This is a genomic window from Yersinia sp. 2466 StPb PI (genome assembly GCF_041538325.1).
Lineage (GTDB): Bacteria > Pseudomonadota > Gammaproteobacteria > Enterobacterales > Enterobacteriaceae > Yersinia > Yersinia enterocolitica_E.
Map to the genome: position 1 here is coordinate 142,666 of NZ_JAULSL010000002.1, position 14,789 is coordinate 157,454.

Consider the following 14,789-nt stretch of genomic DNA (forward strand, 5'->3'; position numbering starts at 1 on the left):
TTTAGTTTTAATGGAGCGCCTATCGGCGCTCTTTCTTTGCCCCCAATAAAACTCTCTCTGGTGTGAACCCACCTTGTTATCGCCCGTCGATGTGATCGTCTGGCTTTTCCCATGCCCGGAGCAACCATGTCCACAAGAGCTGTACACCCACAACAGGGCCAAGAATATGGTCTGATGTTTATCGCTATCGCATTGATGTTCATTTTCCTTATCTGGATATACCAACCCCCTATCATGTATGGATGCATCTGGCTTATTTACCAGCTTTGGTCTCTCTGCGATTTTCCACGCATACATATTTACGTAGCAGAACGCATCAATCTGTTGGCCTTGGCTGGCAACCAAGTAAACAATATGACCTGGGGGGAATTTATTGCTGTCATGAATCGCACTGCCGGTATCTTAATGGTGCCACTGTCTATCATTGTGGTTGGAAGTATGTTGGCAATTCGTAATCATCCTCGGAACCTAACCCGCAGGCATATTGATGTGTATACACTCCCCCACATCATGGCACAGTTCTCACCCAGTATTATTCCAGCACTCTGCTATGGCGATAAGAAGACGCAATTATTAAATTGCGATCCACCGGAACATCGTAGCGCCCAGTCTCCAGATGAATTTGCCATACAACATCAGTTAGTTATTGGTGAACGCCTTGACCGTACTCGAGCCCAAACAGTATTTGAGCAACAATTAGGCACACCACTTAAAGACTTCTCCAGCTTTAATGCTCACGAACGCGCACTGGTGGCAGTCTTTGGATTACAAGTATTTTTCAACGACCGCAAAGGTGCCCAAAAACTTTTGGATAGTCTGAATCGCTCTTGCCTCATCAAAAGCCGTCGTGATAAAGGCCAAAAAGGTTATCCCGTTCTACGCCTGGCAAATGATGCTTTCTACAAAGTGGCAAACTCCCCCGTTGCTGTACGCTGGCTGCGTCATTACAGCTCAACACGAACAGCACTCTCCGCACTCCATGACCGCGATTTACGTTTACCTGGTGCTAATTTTCGATGGCTAAAAGGCCTGGACAGAACACTCTGGTACGCATTGACGTCCTCCGGGCGCCCCAAGGTATTTATTGAAGGGGCAGGGGTTATTGCAGCAGCAAAATGGGAAACATTGATCGCTGAAATATCTGAAAAGTTCCGGGTAACCATTCCAGTACCTGCAACAAGAATGGATATAGCTATCGAGGGTTTACTTGCCGACTCACGCCGCATTGGCCTGGTCTTGGAAGAACGAGAAGCACAATCAGAATCCCGCGCCAAAGAACATGACAGTGAGGATGAGGATGAGGATGAGGATGACAGCGATATAGTCATATTGCGGTCCTCACCAATTAAATCAGAAAGCCCAAATTCAACAACTTCTATACCTAAAGATGACGAGCCAGCAGTTCAACCGACAAAATCCGCTCCTCGCGCACCGTTCCGACCTAAAAAACGCTAAATCCAAACACTAAGGCTACCTCATGACTCAGACCTATACTGCCACTTTGCAGGGTTCCACTCTGTCCGTTTATACCCATCAATCTGGTGCAAGTTGCCTTATAACACTGCTTCAACCTGGCTCGCGCTCCCGTTTTTACATTAAAGACAACGGGATATATCACGACAGCTTTGGTGTGAATTCCGCAATGATATATCAGGCGCCATCCACCAAAGAAGCTGAGCTATTTTTGCAAGCTATCAACAATGCTATCTACCATCGTTGTAAGGTCAGAAATATAGCGTGCTTAACGCTATTAGTTACGGCTCTCGTCTTGTGCATCACATATGGCTGGTATGTGTTTACAACGCTCGGCGAACATATGGCCCGAAATAATCCGACACCAGTGACACAACTTAGCACAAGTAACCCAACAGCGATTCAGCCAGCTCCCGTTGTCGCCCCACAACCCATTTCACCAATACAAGTCCCGGTAATACCTAAAACCATGCCAGCGCAGACAAACACCTCTACGACTGCAGCAACAGGCTACCAAAAAACGGCGCAGGTATTACGTAATGCGGCTGAAAGTGGCTTTTACACCATCGCCTTGTCATCTGGCCATCAGCGTACACTCTATGTATTTTCAGACCCGCTGTGCCATAACTGCCAAATCATTGAGCCAGCACTGGAGGCATTAGCCCAAAAATATAATGTCGAGGTTTTCCCAGTCACACTGGTGGGTAAGCAACAGACCATTGATCTGGTGAGCCCTATCCTCTGTCAAACGCCTCTGTCACGTAAGACCTTATGGAAAAAGCTATTCCAGGCAGATTCAGGTATGAATCCAAATGAAAATACATTCCCTCTCGCATCGTGCGAAACAGGTACCGAAGCCATTAGCCGTAATGACAGCGCATTTGATGCGTATAACCTACCTGGAACACCGTCACTGATAGCGGATGATGGCCGTTACATCCCTTTGACCTCATTAAAAAGTGACGATGCATTGGAAGCGTTTCTGAATACACCTCGCCCTCAATAATTCTGTTCTGTAATCCCGCTGTATATCCTTTCAAATATTCATCCGTCGTTGAGGTTTGTAAATGGCTCAATCAGTTGAAATCGAAGCCCGCCGAGTTCGGCGGTCGCTTGGCTATACCTTTATAAATGACGCCCTACTCTCCCCGTTTGGCGTCCAGTTCTTCCTGCTTGCTGGCTTGGTTATGGGCTGGATATTCCCCGCCAGTCTTCTGATCAGTGTTCCCGGACTTTTACTCCATGTCATGCTGTTCAGCGACCGTCCTTTTCGAATGCCCCTGCGCATGCCAACAGATGTGGGCGGAATAGACCTGACAACGGAGCGCGAAATGCCCAAGTACCGTAATGGTTTATGGGGATTTTTCCGCTATGTGGTACGGACCCGCAAATTTTTTCCAGCTGCAGGTGTTATGTGTCTGGGCTTTGCCAGAGGTAAAGCCCTCGCTCGCGAGCTCTGGCTAACATTGGATGATGCATTGCGCCATATGTTGTTATTGGCCACGACGGGGTCAGGTAAAACAGAAGCGCTGCTGTCTGTCTTCTTGAATGCCATCTGCTGGGGCCGAGGCATCTGTTATTCAGATGGTAAAGGGCAAAACTCGCTGGCTTTTGCTATGTGGTCGCTAGCTCGCCGGTTTGGTCGGGAAGATGATTTTTACGTACTTAACTTTATGACGGGAGGAATGGACAAGCTTTTACTGCTGCTACTCAATGACAAAAAACGCCAACCGTCCAACACGATCAATCTGTTTGGTACCGCCAACACCACTTTCATCATCCAATTAATGGAATCCATGCTTCCCCCTGCAGGGAGCGGTGATGCTGGCTGGCAGGACAAAGCCAAATCCATGAATGCTGCGTTGGTCTATGCGGTTTACTACAAATGTAAAAAAGAAAAACGGACCATATCTCAGACAGTTATCCAATCGTATTTACCTTTACGAAAATTGGCTGAGCTCTACCTGGAAGCCAAACGCGATGGCTGGCATAAAGAAGCCTATAACCCATTAGAAAACTATTTCAATACACTAGCCGGCTTTCGCATTGAGCTCATTAGCCAGCCCTCAACTTGGGAGCAAGGTGTCTATGATCAACACGGCTACTTAATTCAGCAATTCAACCGCATGCTCACCATGTTCAACGACTTGTACGGCCACATTTTCTCTACCGATGCCGGCGACATAAACATTGAGGACATACTGCACAACGACCGCATTCTGTGTACCACTATTCCAGCCTTGGAACTGTCAAAAGGTGAAGCGTCCAATATAGGTAAACTGTATATATCCGCGATTCGCATGACCATGGCCAGAGACTTGGGTTGTGAGCTCGAGGGAATGCTCAACGATGTGTTAATCGTTAAAAAATACAGCGGGAAATTTCCGTTTGCTATCGCGATGGATGAGTTAGGTGCCTATTTTGGTCCTGGTATGGATAACCTGGCCAGCCAGATGCGTAGCTTGGGATATATGCTGATTGTTTCTGCTCAGGATATTCAGCGGTTTATCGCAGAACATCGTGGTGAATACATGACGGTAAACGCTAACTTGCTCACCAAATGGTTTATGGCCCTGCAGGATGAGAAAGATACTTTTGAGTTGGCCAAGATTACTGGCGGGAAAGGATATTACGCCGAATTGGGGGCAGTTGAACAAGCGGGCGGCATCATTACACCCAACTATGAAGATGCCACAAACAACTACATTCGTGAAAAAGACCGGCTGGATCTCGGCGACCTGAAAGAGTTAAATCCTGGTGAAGGGATGATTTCTTTCAAAAGTGCCCTGGTCCCGAGTAGTGCTATCTATATCCCAGATGATGACAAGATGACATCAGCACTACCGATGCGAATAAACCGATTTATTGAAGTACAAACCCCAACAGAAGCCGAGCTATTTGCTCTAAATCCGACCTTATTGCGCAAACTCCCCCCATCCGCGCAAGAAATTGAAGACATATTACTACGCTTAGACGGCCCAGAAGACAGTACCCATCAAATCGGCATCATGGACCCAATTCTTAAACGTATTGTAGACCTTACCCTTGATCTGGATAACCGCGCTGATATCAGCTACAACCCAACCCAACGGGGTATATTGCTGTTTGAAGCAGCTAGAGAAGCTTTACATCAAAACAAACGCAAATGGCGTCATCAACCAACACCACCGAAAACTATCCGGGTCTCAAAAGAAGTAGCTGCCTCCTTAGCCGATGCTGACCTGCAAAATACCATATCAAACTGACCTGTTGGCCTTTCAATAATATCCCAATATTCCCTCGGCTCTACAAAACAAAGAACAGGGAACAAATACATCTCTAAAAGTGAGCACAGCAATGGAAGATCAATCATTCGTGGTCGTAGGTGCTGAACATCCAGTGGCAGGTACATTGTATCTGCAGATAATTCCCGACAGTGAAGTCGGTTACAGTGATATTTATCAACTAAGCGACTGGTTAGGGAATGCGGATGTACGCAGGTCTGACTGGCGTGAGCATGCTATAGGGAAACTTACATCATCAAATGCACACTCATCCCTGAAATGGTTTATCGAACGCATAGAGTGGTATCAGGACGAGGATGAAATTGCCTTGGGAACGTCTTGCCGTACATGCCTTGCTAAAAAATATGGATTGACGGTTATGGAACTCAAAAAATGGGCTGACGATGTTTTGCGCTGGAAAGATATTCCTGTTGAGACCAAATGGGATGATTCCTTATCATATCGTGAAGCTATCAAGGGCTTATAACAATGAAATCTCGCCATTTTATTCATTTTTCGCCGTTGATAATCCTGGCCACATTGACACTGTCTTGGCCTACTTTCGCGATGCCGGCGTTCACTGTTGGCTTCTCCCCTTCGCATTCTGCCAGAGTTGCCGTACTGGATGTAATTAATCAGACCAAGAATACCCTGAACATGGAGGCTTACTCTTTTACCGATAAAGGAATAGCGCAAGCTTTGGTGGCGGCCAAACAACGAGGGGTTAGCGTCAGGGTGGTAGCAGACAAGAAAAGTAACAGCGATAGCTATACCGCGGTGACATTCCTTGCCAATCAGGGCATTCCTATTCGCCTAAATGGTAATTACTCTATAATGCACAATAAGATAATTCTGGCCGACAGTAATACGCTCCAGACAGGGAGCTATAACTACTCGGTCAGTGCAGACAAGCGTAATGCTGAAAACGTTCTAGTCGTGCGGAACCAGCCGCAGTTGGTCGCGGTCTACGAACAGGAATTTGAACGGTTATGGCAAGAAAGCCAGCCGCTTTTACCTAAATACTGAGGCACATCGATGAGCGATAACAACCTGGATTATCAGCGAGGTTACACCGAAATGGTACGACTATGTGCCATGATGCTGATAGTTCAGCTAGACACCCGGGAGGGGCACAGGTTGCAAGCATTGAGCACGTCTCGTGCCGAGAGCCTGCGCGATGAGTGCGCTCGATTGCTCAACTTGTTTTCAATGCCAGTACAATTTGATAAAACGAAACACGATGAAGTATTTCAACGCTTGATAGCCATTTTTACCGAAGTTGCAGGTGACAACAGTAATGCCTGGTTATCATATCAGCCAGCGATGCAGCTGCTGCGCGGACACGTTAATTAATAACAAAAAAGCCGGCTCCAGTCTTTGGAGTCGGCTTTTTTGTTTCGTGCTTACGACAGTTTACTGAGGTCGATATCCACCCTGTGGTTTATGACCTTGCTCCAGTTCGTGCAACTTATCCGCACCTGATTTTGGCTGTAAAATCTCCGAATATGACGCCTGTCGGTCAACCTCATAACCCGCTAATATACGTTGCTGAGGATCACTAAGCGGTAGCGGTTTCTCGCCCCCCTCATTAAACCATCCTACCAATCCACATGCCTGATTGACAAAAGTACGGCTCCCCTCAAAGACCATCACTTCCCCTGATTTCTCTTCTGCAATCGTCATAGCACCCGCGATATGCTGGCCATCAGAGATAAATGGATTGGCTATTTCTATCCTCTCACCACGATCCTGTACTTGTACGATTCCATCATGCCGATACTGAATGACGCCGTCGCGATTAATTTGAGTATCATAGCCTTCCAAGTTGAATGGTCTGCAATCATCAGCTGCTGCACACCGGATACCATTCTCAGAAAGCGGTGGTGTTTTGTTAGCACGTTTAAGTCGATACGACCAGCCACGCAACTGTGCAATAGCCGCCTGGTCATGATTAAGGGCCTGTTGCTCTACCCAGGCGCGATAACTCAATCTACGATTTTCTGGGTTGGCATTGAAGACTTTTTTCTCTGCTTTAACCGCGATACGCAAGGCCGCTATAGCTTTCATTCGTTCAACTTCAATGATGTGATAAGTCAACTTACGGAGCAATGGATCACCGATGGCGATTCGCGCTCTGGCTTTCTGCCAGGCAAAACGTTTAGCCACATGTTGGTAACGTTGCTTGAGTGTCCCCCCCTCCAACTTAGGCTTTATCCATGCAGACTTATAAGCCTGATAGCGTGCTTTCAAATCCTCTCGCGCATCGGCTCTGGCCAGACGTCGGTCGATACGGGCAGTGTTATCCCGAGCATGTAGACGAGGCTCATAAATGAATTCTCGTTTATAGTTGGAATGAATGATGTTGTCATTATCATCGGTTAACATCACAATTTCCGGTGACGGCTCAAACTTACCCAGCGTCTCTTCAAGGCAATACAAGGTCAGGTCTGGATGCAGACTACTTGCTTTAATAGGAGGCAGACTTTCATCTTCGCGCGAATAAATTGCTAAGCCCTCCCCTTTGGGTTTTAACTCCAGACCTGCACGAATAAGCTCAGTATGAATAGCATTCCATGAAGGGTTATCCCCTGCCACAATCTCACCAATACGTTGACGACACTCCCCTGTCGCATAGCTAAACAGACTCTCTGAGTCAGCGTAGTACTCCAATTGCTTAGCTTTACGGGGGATAGATTTAAAGTCATTTTCACTGCGCACGACCTGGTGTGATCCATTCACTTTCCATGCCCCATTATCCGGGGTAAAACCATGCTTCATCTCCAGATGGCGACAAGCTTTATGCAATGTATCAACATCATTATAGAGATTAGCGGCTCGGTATGATTTAGGGTTAACGCGGTTCGCCGCAATATGGCAATGCACATTATCGGTATCTCTATGCACCGCAACGACGTACTGATGATCGGCCATACCGAGTTGCTTCAAACAGTATCGAGCACTATCAAAAATTTGTTCGTCAGTCGGTGTATCTTCTTCACGCCAGGATAAGATGCAGTGATAAACAGCATCCATACAACGCGTGTTTTGCATCGCAACAGCGTTCATTTCAGCCGACGCGGTTTCCAGGCTGAAACAATTGGTTTCGCAAACAACGTTTCCACTTTTAATTTGCTGAGTGCCATCATCAAACATGGCCAACACGGTTTGGTCTTCTACAGAAGCTTTCCGGTCGAGATAATCAATCAGGCGATCAAAGATAGCTGCCTTAGAGCGAGAAGGTCGGATATACGGATTATCAGGAGAGATAGGCATATCGGGTTTGACTTCATCGCGAAGAGTCAAATAACTCACCAGTTGAATGAAACTGGAACGGCCATCTCGCCGTTTTTCTGGAACAATTGGGATCATGCTTTATCTCGCTCTGCAGCTAAGCCATCAATACCCAGGTCTATACTGATAATCGCTTTTTTGATAGCCACAAGTACCTCAGAGTACTCTTTGCTAAATACCTCGCTGACATTGCCCCGCCCCTCATTAAACAGGTGTTTTTGCAACCCTCCAAGCCGACGAAGTTCCATTATCATTTCAGTATCGCACTTTGATTCAATACGGCGTCCCAGACCACTACGAAGCATATAGGCACCCACACTTAAACCTGATGCTTTTGCTTTTGTTGCAATGATTTCCTTTTCCTCTGGGTAACAGCGAATGCTGGGCAGCAGGGCTGTTCTGTTCCGGCTTTCGCTTTTACTCATGGTGATAATTTCCCTTACAGTCTCGTAGTCTCAGTCTAGCGGGTGTCGGGGCTCTGCCCTGACCAGGTCGTTTTGTAGGGCCGACTGCGGGCAGGCGGTGCTACAAAACATATCCTGTCCCGTATTTGAAACCGGATATTTGTATTTTGCCCTAAATGGCCTGAGAAGTCATTACACCATGGGAGAACTTTTTTCGGAGTTGTGCTGATTTGAAACGCCCGTATACTATTGTCGTACCTAAAATTTTTCGAATGGGGAAATATGGCATATGGCGGCAAAAAATCATTACAGTACTGAGCAGTTAGAATTAGCGAAAGTACAATTATCTGAATTACCTGATTTGAGAACAGAGCGTCTCACGGGTAAGGAAGTATTGGCAGGATTAAAAGAGCAAATTTTAATCTTGGCTACGCAAAAAGGGTATACAGCTAAAGATATAAAATCAGCATTGGAAAGTTGCGAAATTGTTGTCAGTGAAAGAGCTATTCAGGAAGCCATTAAATCTGTAGCAGTGACAAAAAAGAAAGCGGCTTCATTATCAAAAGTAAGAAGCATTAAAAAAGCAAAAGTAGAAAATACCGGAACAAATGTGGCAGCACAGAGTTGATAAATCTGTCGGTCATGGCTCTATGCCGTGAACGGCAGAAAAGGTAAATTTAATGCAATATAGATTCATGTCTCGAATCAATTAATATCCATCAGCGGCACTCAATGTGCTGCTGATGGATAAAGATTTTTCACCAATTGCAGACTGTCATTCCTGAAATCACACCACCGTCGCAATCAAATTGAATCATTTTAATGTCATATTTTGTCATCATCTGATAAACAAATTTTCTGAGAGTTTTTGATAATCCCATACGTTTCAAACGCAACACTGCGACTCTCCCGCCCCACAAATCAATAATAAATCCATATTCATATTCTAAAACCCAATTGGCATGTGGCGTAATCCGGCAACCGTACAGGCCAAGAACAGTATTATCATCAAATGTCATGTGTGCTGTAGAGCAAACCAGACAGCGTTTAACTTCCAGTTCTTTACTCATAATTGCTCCTATAGGCGGTGTGATCAGCACTGCCATAAAGTGAATTAGGCTTTAATTTTTTTCATTTCTTCGGCCAATTTCCAAAGAGCATTATTGAGTTTTATATCTCCCGTAATCCCATTTACAGCACGGGTTTTACTGCGCTTACCTTGCGCATTAATGCCATCTAGTCCACCCTTTATCATATTTTCCTGCACCCGCTGATAAGTCGTCCATAAATCAGTATTTTTATCCTGCCAACGGCGAGCATTTAAAATCTGGTCAGCGGTAATAGGTTGATGATCGTCTGAATATTTGTACTCTAATGCGGCCTCTGCATAAGCCTGTTGTTCTTCATTATTCAACATAATGGATTTCATTTCGTTTCGTGATTCAGTCACTTTATCGAACAGACCTAAAACCTCATAGGCACCTTCGATAACTTGTCCTGCCACATCACCTTTGTGCGGGACACGCACATCTCCGAACGTATCACCGCATACTAATCCGTTATTGCAGACGAACCGAAAAAGACCGGGGATCATTTGATAGCTGCTACTACCATCATGACTGTTAAGCAAAATAATTTCGGGAACTTCATCATTTTTGCTAAACCCATTTCGACGTAGACGCAGCATATGGCGAGTATGTCCGCGCTTGTTTTCATCACGAACACGAGTTTGACAGGCATAAAAAGGTTGAAAGCCCTCTTCACGCAGTTTCTCCAAAAGGGTGATCGTAGGTATGTAAGTATAGCGTTCGCTGCGCGATTCATGTTTTTCTTCCGAGAAAACACTTGGTACATATCTTTCTAGCTCACCATTAGTCAGTGGGCGTTCTTGACGGATAACAGTCGCATTACCAAAACCGGTATATAGACGTTGCATATTAATTCTCCTTTGAGTTTGTTTCTGGTGTCACTCTTTATCCGGCGTTGCCGGGCTCAGAGCGTCTTGTGCTGTGACAATAAGACCGGGATGGGGTATGAGCCGTAGGCGCAAGGGCGTTACCGCATGCCGCACGCGCAAGCGAACGACCGCAGGGAGGGAGTGCGAACGGGAGAGGATAACGGCGCAAGCGTACCCTTGTGACTCCGGCGCCCCAGCCTAGTGTCTGTCACGGCATAAGGCACTCTGTGCTCAGCCTGTGGACTGGAAGAGTGATGCAGATACTCTCAACCTGGCGCAGCCAGGTATCCTTGACGTTGCCACTATCAGTGGCAACAGTTGAAGCGGCGCGGGCTTTGCCCGCTGCAAGCGTGGAGTTTTCGGGGGGTACCGGCTCAATGCCGGTATCCTCCGATAGACGAACCAAAAAACCGCCCATAATGAAGGCGGTAGGCTCAATATTTTCGCTTATTTAATTTTCAACAACGTATTCATACTGCGTCTTCGCTCGGCCACAACTCCACACTCATGTTGCACTTATTCATTTTAATCATCAGATCGTGATAGCCCTCCACCAAAGTAGACATGATGAAAGGGGGCAAACTCAGAAATTCGACAAAATCATCCCCACCACAAGCCGCAGCGCAAGCATGATGTAATGCACCTCGGTCTGGCAAGTCAGCAGGACCGAGTCCAACGGCATAAGCAACAGTATGGCCCCCATTCTGCTCGTCTTTGTTTGCCATGACATACACCCCGTCATTCTTCACCAACAATAAACCACCATGATGTTTAATCTCTGCCAATACCGGTTTGATACTCTTTGCTGTAAATTTCAACATACTTTTTCCTCAATTTTGATATCACCTTAACCATGATGTTTTCTGCAAGCACATCCCCAGCCCCGCGCTATTAATACGACTTTAGATAGCGATCTTTGACGGCATCGATGAAACCGTTTTTTTCATCTGTGGCGATCCCCAACCATCCATAAAGCAGTTCGGCCAAAACATCCGCAGCCAATCCGTTGTGGGGGATATCATGAAACTTAATTAATTCCTCCCCGAACGGCTCCACGACTTCATATAGCCAAACACCCGCTAAATCATAATTTTCGGAGACATATTCAGCGACAGCCTCGACCCCTTTTGCTTGAGATATCAAGGCCGCAATCATGTCCATCTCACTGACTGCCGACCGCTCAAGCGCCTTAATAAAATCTTCGCGTCGATCCAATGCGCCCCGAACCAGATAAGTCGCACTCAAAACTGTTTGTTCATTCATTGCATCACTCCTGTTCGATGGAATACCGCCCCATCATTGGGGCGGTGCGTTTAATCAGGCATAAGCCCGTTTAAGTTCCAGCGTGCGGAGTAACTGGCCCAGTTCACTGATAAGCATTGCCGGTACTCTGACCGACTTTTTTTTGCTCTGGCATTTGGCAATGTGGCGTGCCCGCGCTTTGCTTGACAGACTGATCTCGTCTACAGCAATTGCAGGATGGTTTATGCGCTGCTGTTTCTTCGGGGTCTGCTTTACAAAACTGGCAGTTGGTGCAATGATACGAGCGTCAATTTTCATAGTTTTAACTCCAATAGATAATTGATAGCCGGTTAAACTTTCCTAGGGCTAAACCGGCAGAGAGAGCAGACGCAAGTCTGCTTTTTTCATTTCTGGTTTTGGCTTAACACCTCCTTTTCTATCCGTTCGATTATTTCTTCGTGGCTCAGAGTGACAACGTCACGAAACTCAAAATAACGATCTCCTACCTTGGCGTAGATACAAGCCACATTGCCGCAATACATTTCGGCCAGCTTGAACGATTCGTTTACCATGTTGCCGCGCCAGTCGAGCGGATACATCGTGCCAATCATATCCATGTAGCGTTCCAACGAAATTTCGGCTGGCTTGGTCATAGCCGTCTCTTCCCTTAACAACCAGTAAACTGCCTCAGTATTGCTATCCCAGCTAAAACGATCATTCGTGTTACACACTGTCTGATACATCGTATTTCTCCTTGGTTGATAAGAGCCAGCCAGCGGCTGGCTCTAGGGGGTTTAATGCTTTTTGAAACTGCTGAAAAAACCGAATAACCAATAATGGACAGCATCCCTAAAACAAAACGTCTCCCCATAATGGGCGTGGGCCTCTTCTGCCATTGCGACCTCCTGTATGGCGTTATCGAACGCACGACTTAGGGCCGATTTTTTTGCTATGCCGTTCTGAGTGCTCATAGTGGTTTCTTTTTCCTCATATCTTTCTGTAGATTCAGGAAGCGGCGGTCTTGACGTTTGTGTGTTCATCCTGGTTGCTCTCCTTCGGTGGTTGTCCATCTCTCTGTGAGTTCTATCGCGGCAAGGGCAAAGGAGCAACGACGACGGGAGGAACGCAAGGGCGCCGCTTGCGGCGTGCTATTTACCCTTGCGGGCATCCTGGCGGTGGTGCTACAAGCAGCCCTCCGCGAGAGGGCTTACCGAGTGATGGCGTTCCGAACTGCACAGACAGGATGAACACACCGCGACACGACGGTACGGCGGGGCGTCCTTAGTGGGAAGCGGCGCGGCCAGAGGCCGCTGCAAGCGAGGGCAATTGACGTTCAGGCATCGCGTACTATCCGACAGGACAGAGGCACGCATCGCGGGGCTCTGCGGAAGCTGGACTGCGCCCGATGGCGCGGGAGAGCTGGAGTGTAAGCGACGACCTGGGCGCTTGCGCACAGGGAGCCGAAGGGGCCCCCATCCCTGTTTGATGATGTGTACAGGAAGAACGAACAGGTAGAATGGCCACCATAGGAATAAGAAAAATAGTAGAGAGAAGCACTATATAATTAGAAGATGCTGACTTATTTCAACGCTGAATCATATCGATAGACGGCATAGTAAGGGATAAGGCCGTAGTGGCGAAGCCACAACAGCCTTTTGACTTAACAGCTTTTTCAGCTTCTACAAGCTCGAGTTAACCATTCGTTGTATGGTAAGGCTCATATCGATTAAGTCATCGCCGTAGATGAAAAATGGCTCTGTCTCTTCGTAATTGCAACTGGTACACATACGTATCACATAGCACGGGTATTTTTCCGGCCCCTCTTCCAGCCAACGTTTTGAGATCACTTGCTTGTCGTTGCGATAATCATAAAAATAGTTCTTACGCAGCCAGCGCTTGTATGAGTTGATATTCTTTATGTAGCTCAGTTGATCCTTTAGCCTATTCGCCATCTGTACTCCCCTCAAATTTCACTTTCACCCCTGCACAATTCTCCAGTTTATTCGAGAGCATAAGTGAATCAAGCCACTGTTCTACAACCGTTCTATTCCCCAATTCTTCGCGCATTTCTCTGACAATAGACCACATTGGGTTCCCCATGAAGAAGGGTTCGCACCGTAAATTGACAAACTGGCGGCCCCAAGCCTGTGCCATCTCGACCAAATCATCGTCATCTATTCCCTGCCGTTCCTGACGCTTGTACCACGCAGCCAGTTCACTCGGGGTAATAAAAGCCAGTTCAATTTCTGCCTGCGCGACCAGGCACTGATAGCGTCGCCTCTTTTGCTGTTTTTGTTTTGCCTGATTACGCTCTTTGCGCTCAAACTGCATAAGCCATTTACGATCACGGCGCTCTCGACATAATACGGCGTAAGCGGGGAACAACTTCTTAGGGGTGTCATCCGGTAGAGGTAACGGACAATATTGGCCACCACTTTCAATCAATCTATCCAGAGCTTGCATATAACGGTGCATTGGTTCACCCCCGCGTATTTGCGGGCAGTAATTACTGGCGACTAACCGGATATCGCGAGCCAGAATTTTCGTCCGGCCCTCATTCAGCATACGGAAAAATGCTTTGGCATACGGATATTCAGCCAGTCGTTGGCCCTGTATTCTTTTCCGTTCGACAATGGCCATTGCATGGATTGCCGCCTGCTGATATTCGTTCATGGATATTAATGCGCGATTATTCGGGATCATACGGCAATCCCTCCCATATGAAGTGCTTTAGCCAGTTCGGAGGCCTGTTGGAATCCGGCTTTATAATATTCAGATACACGGGCCAGCACACTATTCATAATAGTGGGGTCAAAGTATTCGGTAATACACACCCACGCCCTTGATTCACCGCCATCAAACGGCAGTGATATCGTCCAAAACTCGTTTTCCTCCCCCGCACTGCATACGTTGAGCACGATATCGCTCACGTCTGTGGGGCTGACACGCAGTGAAACAGGGTGTACACCGCCGAATTCACGCCCATATTCCACATCAATCAGCCATCCTGACGGTAAATTCAGATATTGTAAGACGGCACTGGATAGGCGCTGACGGTAATCCGTCCCCCTCTCCCAATATTGTTCCAGTTCAATAGGGCTTAAACCTTGCAAGGCAACCAGAGAGAAATTTTCGTGTTTTGTCATTGTTTGTCATTGC

At 46.9% G+C, this 14,789-nt stretch carries 19 protein-coding genes; 7 read left to right on the forward strand and 12 right to left on the reverse strand.

Annotated elements, in window-relative coordinates; genetic code table 11:
• Positions 1 to 126 precede the first annotated feature (126 nt).
• From Q2T72_RS22725 to Q2T72_RS22750, 6 genes are all read left to right on the forward strand, one after another.
• Entirely contained in the window at positions 127 to 1,455 is a 1,329-nt protein-coding gene (locus Q2T72_RS22725; protein WP_073999973.1) for a conjugal transfer protein TrbA, read from the forward strand.
• 361 nt (positions 1,456 to 1,816) lie between these two features.
• A complete protein-coding gene (locus Q2T72_RS22730; RefSeq protein WP_143711562.1) occupies positions 1,817 to 2,479 on the forward strand; it encodes a hypothetical protein in 663 nt (220 codons plus the stop codon).
• A 61-nt stretch (positions 2,480 to 2,540) separates the two neighbouring features.
• Entirely contained in the window at positions 2,541 to 4,718 is a 2,178-nt protein-coding gene (gene trbC / locus Q2T72_RS22735; protein ID WP_050074470.1) for an F-type conjugative transfer protein TrbC, read from the forward strand.
• 91 nt (positions 4,719 to 4,809) lie between these two features.
• Positions 4,810 to 5,223: a hypothetical protein gene (locus Q2T72_RS22740; RefSeq protein WP_050289014.1), complete on the forward strand. Its 414-nt coding sequence runs from the start codon at positions 4,810 to 4,812 to the stop codon at positions 5,221 to 5,223.
• A gap of 80 nt (positions 5,224 to 5,303) precedes the next feature.
• Positions 5,304 to 5,762, forward strand: coding sequence for a phospholipase D family protein (locus tag Q2T72_RS22745; protein ID WP_087818769.1), 459 nt, complete (start codon positions 5,304 to 5,306; stop codon positions 5,760 to 5,762).
• Between the two features lie 9 nt (positions 5,763 to 5,771).
• On the forward strand, positions 5,772 to 6,089 hold the full coding sequence (locus Q2T72_RS22750; RefSeq protein WP_050074465.1) for a hypothetical protein: 318 nt from the start codon (positions 5,772 to 5,774) through the stop codon (positions 6,087 to 6,089).
• A gap of 60 nt (positions 6,090 to 6,149) precedes the next feature.
• Here the strand turns inward: Q2T72_RS22750 and traI are convergent, their stop codons facing one another.
• On the reverse strand, positions 6,150 to 8,105 hold the full coding sequence (gene traI, locus Q2T72_RS22755) for a TraI/MobA(P) family conjugative relaxase (RefSeq protein WP_050074463.1): 1,956 nt from the start codon (positions 8,103 to 8,105) through the stop codon (positions 6,150 to 6,152).
• Positions 8,102 to 8,452: a plasmid mobilization protein MobA gene (mobA, locus tag Q2T72_RS22760; RefSeq protein ID WP_050074462.1), complete on the reverse strand. Its 351-nt coding sequence runs from the start codon at positions 8,450 to 8,452 to the stop codon at positions 8,102 to 8,104. The genes traI and mobA overlap by 4 nt, the downstream gene beginning before the upstream one ends.
• A gap of 268 nt (positions 8,453 to 8,720) precedes the next feature.
• On the opposite strand from mobA, the gene Q2T72_RS22765 reads away from it, so the two are divergent.
• Positions 8,721 to 9,059 carry a mobilization protein MobC gene (locus tag Q2T72_RS22765; protein WP_372569993.1) on the forward strand — a complete coding sequence of 113 codons (339 nt, stop codon included), beginning with the start codon at positions 8,721 to 8,723 and terminating at the stop codon, positions 9,057 to 9,059.
• 130 nt (positions 9,060 to 9,189) lie between these two features.
• Here Q2T72_RS22765 and Q2T72_RS22770 read toward each other — a convergent pair whose 3' ends face one another.
• The 10 genes from Q2T72_RS22770 to psiB all read right to left on the reverse strand — a co-directional run bounded on the left by Q2T72_RS22770 (position 9,190) and on the right by psiB (position 14,776).
• A complete protein-coding gene (locus Q2T72_RS22770; RefSeq protein WP_372569994.1) occupies positions 9,190 to 9,501 on the reverse strand; it encodes a DUF5983 family protein in 312 nt (103 codons plus the stop codon).
• A gap of 44 nt (positions 9,502 to 9,545) precedes the next feature.
• Complete coding sequence (locus tag Q2T72_RS22775; protein WP_372569995.1) at positions 9,546 to 10,367, reverse strand: DUF932 domain-containing protein; 822 nt, start codon at positions 10,365 to 10,367, stop codon at positions 9,546 to 9,548.
• A gap of 491 nt (positions 10,368 to 10,858) precedes the next feature.
• A complete protein-coding gene (locus tag Q2T72_RS22780; protein ID WP_372569996.1) occupies positions 10,859 to 11,209 on the reverse strand; it encodes a DUF3085 domain-containing protein in 351 nt (116 codons plus the stop codon).
• Positions 11,210 to 11,279: 70 nt separating this feature from the next.
• Positions 11,280 to 11,651 (reverse strand): hypothetical protein, encoded by a 372-nt coding sequence (locus Q2T72_RS22785; RefSeq protein ID WP_301213098.1) that lies wholly within the window; start codon positions 11,649 to 11,651, stop codon positions 11,280 to 11,282.
• Positions 11,652 to 11,705: 54 nt separating this feature from the next.
• Entirely contained in the window at positions 11,706 to 11,948 is a 243-nt protein-coding gene (locus tag Q2T72_RS22790) for a hypothetical protein (protein WP_120806759.1), read from the reverse strand.
• An 86-nt stretch (positions 11,949 to 12,034) separates the two neighbouring features.
• On the reverse strand, positions 12,035 to 12,373 hold the full coding sequence (locus Q2T72_RS22795) for a hypothetical protein (RefSeq protein WP_301213094.1): 339 nt from the start codon (positions 12,371 to 12,373) through the stop codon (positions 12,035 to 12,037).
• Positions 12,374 to 12,424: 51 nt separating this feature from the next.
• The gene (locus Q2T72_RS22800; RefSeq protein ID WP_145544674.1) at positions 12,425 to 12,670 is read right to left on the reverse strand and encodes a hypothetical protein; all 246 of its coding nucleotides are present in this window, start codon (positions 12,668 to 12,670) and stop codon (positions 12,425 to 12,427) included.
• A gap of 639 nt (positions 12,671 to 13,309) precedes the next feature.
• Positions 13,310 to 13,582 (reverse strand): hypothetical protein, encoded by a 273-nt coding sequence (locus Q2T72_RS22805; RefSeq protein ID WP_050074454.1) that lies wholly within the window; start codon positions 13,580 to 13,582, stop codon positions 13,310 to 13,312.
• Positions 13,572 to 14,333, reverse strand: coding sequence for a plasmid SOS inhibition protein A (locus tag Q2T72_RS22810; protein WP_050074452.1), 762 nt, complete (start codon positions 14,331 to 14,333; stop codon positions 13,572 to 13,574). The genes Q2T72_RS22805 and Q2T72_RS22810 overlap by 11 nt, the downstream gene beginning before the upstream one ends.
• Positions 14,330 to 14,776 (reverse strand): conjugation system SOS inhibitor PsiB, encoded by a 447-nt coding sequence (gene psiB / locus Q2T72_RS22815; RefSeq protein WP_050074451.1) that lies wholly within the window; start codon positions 14,774 to 14,776, stop codon positions 14,330 to 14,332. The genes Q2T72_RS22810 and psiB overlap by 4 nt, the downstream gene beginning before the upstream one ends.
• Between the last annotated feature and the right edge of the window lie 13 nt (positions 14,777 to 14,789).

Bases quoted from the DNA above. Each gene is read 5' to 3' on its own strand.
- Q2T72_RS22725 (WP_073999973.1), top strand. From the start codon at position 127: ATGTCCACAAGAGCTGTACACCCACAACAGGGCCAAGAATATGGTCTG.
- Q2T72_RS22730 (WP_143711562.1), top strand. From the start codon at position 1,817: ATGGCCCGAAATAATCCGACACCAGTGACACAACTTAGCACAAGTAAC.
- trbC (WP_050074470.1), top strand. From the start codon at position 2,541: ATGGCTCAATCAGTTGAAATCGAAGCCCGCCGAGTTCGGCGGTCGCTT.
- Q2T72_RS22740 (WP_050289014.1), top strand. From the start codon at position 4,810: ATGGAAGATCAATCATTCGTGGTCGTAGGTGCTGAACATCCAGTGGCA.
- Q2T72_RS22745 (WP_087818769.1), top strand. From the start codon at position 5,304: ATGCCGGCGTTCACTGTTGGCTTCTCCCCTTCGCATTCTGCCAGAGTT.
- Q2T72_RS22750 (WP_050074465.1), top strand. From the start codon at position 5,772: ATGAGCGATAACAACCTGGATTATCAGCGAGGTTACACCGAAATGGTA.
- traI (WP_050074463.1), bottom strand. From the start codon at position 8,105: ATGATCCCAATTGTTCCAGAAAAACGGCGAGATGGCCGTTCCAGTTTC.
- mobA (WP_050074462.1), bottom strand. From the start codon at position 8,452: ATGAGTAAAAGCGAAAGCCGGAACAGAACAGCCCTGCTGCCCAGCATT.
- Q2T72_RS22765 (WP_372569993.1), top strand. From the start codon at position 8,721: ATGGCGGCAAAAAATCATTACAGTACTGAGCAGTTAGAATTAGCGAAA.
- Q2T72_RS22770 (WP_372569994.1), bottom strand. From the start codon at position 9,501: ATGAGTAAAGAACTGGAAGTTAAACGCTGTCTGGTTTGCTCTACAGCA.
- Q2T72_RS22775 (WP_372569995.1), bottom strand. From the start codon at position 10,367: ATGCAACGTCTATATACCGGTTTTGGTAATGCGACTGTTATCCGTCAA.
- Q2T72_RS22780 (WP_372569996.1), bottom strand. From the start codon at position 11,209: ATGTTGAAATTTACAGCAAAGAGTATCAAACCGGTATTGGCAGAGATT.
- Q2T72_RS22785 (WP_301213098.1), bottom strand. From the start codon at position 11,651: ATGAATGAACAAACAGTTTTGAGTGCGACTTATCTGGTTCGGGGCGCA.
- Q2T72_RS22790 (WP_120806759.1), bottom strand. From the start codon at position 11,948: ATGAAAATTGACGCTCGTATCATTGCACCAACTGCCAGTTTTGTAAAG.
- Q2T72_RS22795 (WP_301213094.1), bottom strand. From the start codon at position 12,373: ATGTATCAGACAGTGTGTAACACGAATGATCGTTTTAGCTGGGATAGC.
- Q2T72_RS22800 (WP_145544674.1), bottom strand. From the start codon at position 12,670: ATGAACACACAAACGTCAAGACCGCCGCTTCCTGAATCTACAGAAAGA.
- Q2T72_RS22805 (WP_050074454.1), bottom strand. From the start codon at position 13,582: ATGGCGAATAGGCTAAAGGATCAACTGAGCTACATAAAGAATATCAAC.
- Q2T72_RS22810 (WP_050074452.1), bottom strand. From the start codon at position 14,333: ATGATCCCGAATAATCGCGCATTAATATCCATGAACGAATATCAGCAG.
- psiB (WP_050074451.1), bottom strand. From the start codon at position 14,776: ATGACAAAACACGAAAATTTCTCTCTGGTTGCCTTGCAAGGTTTAAGC.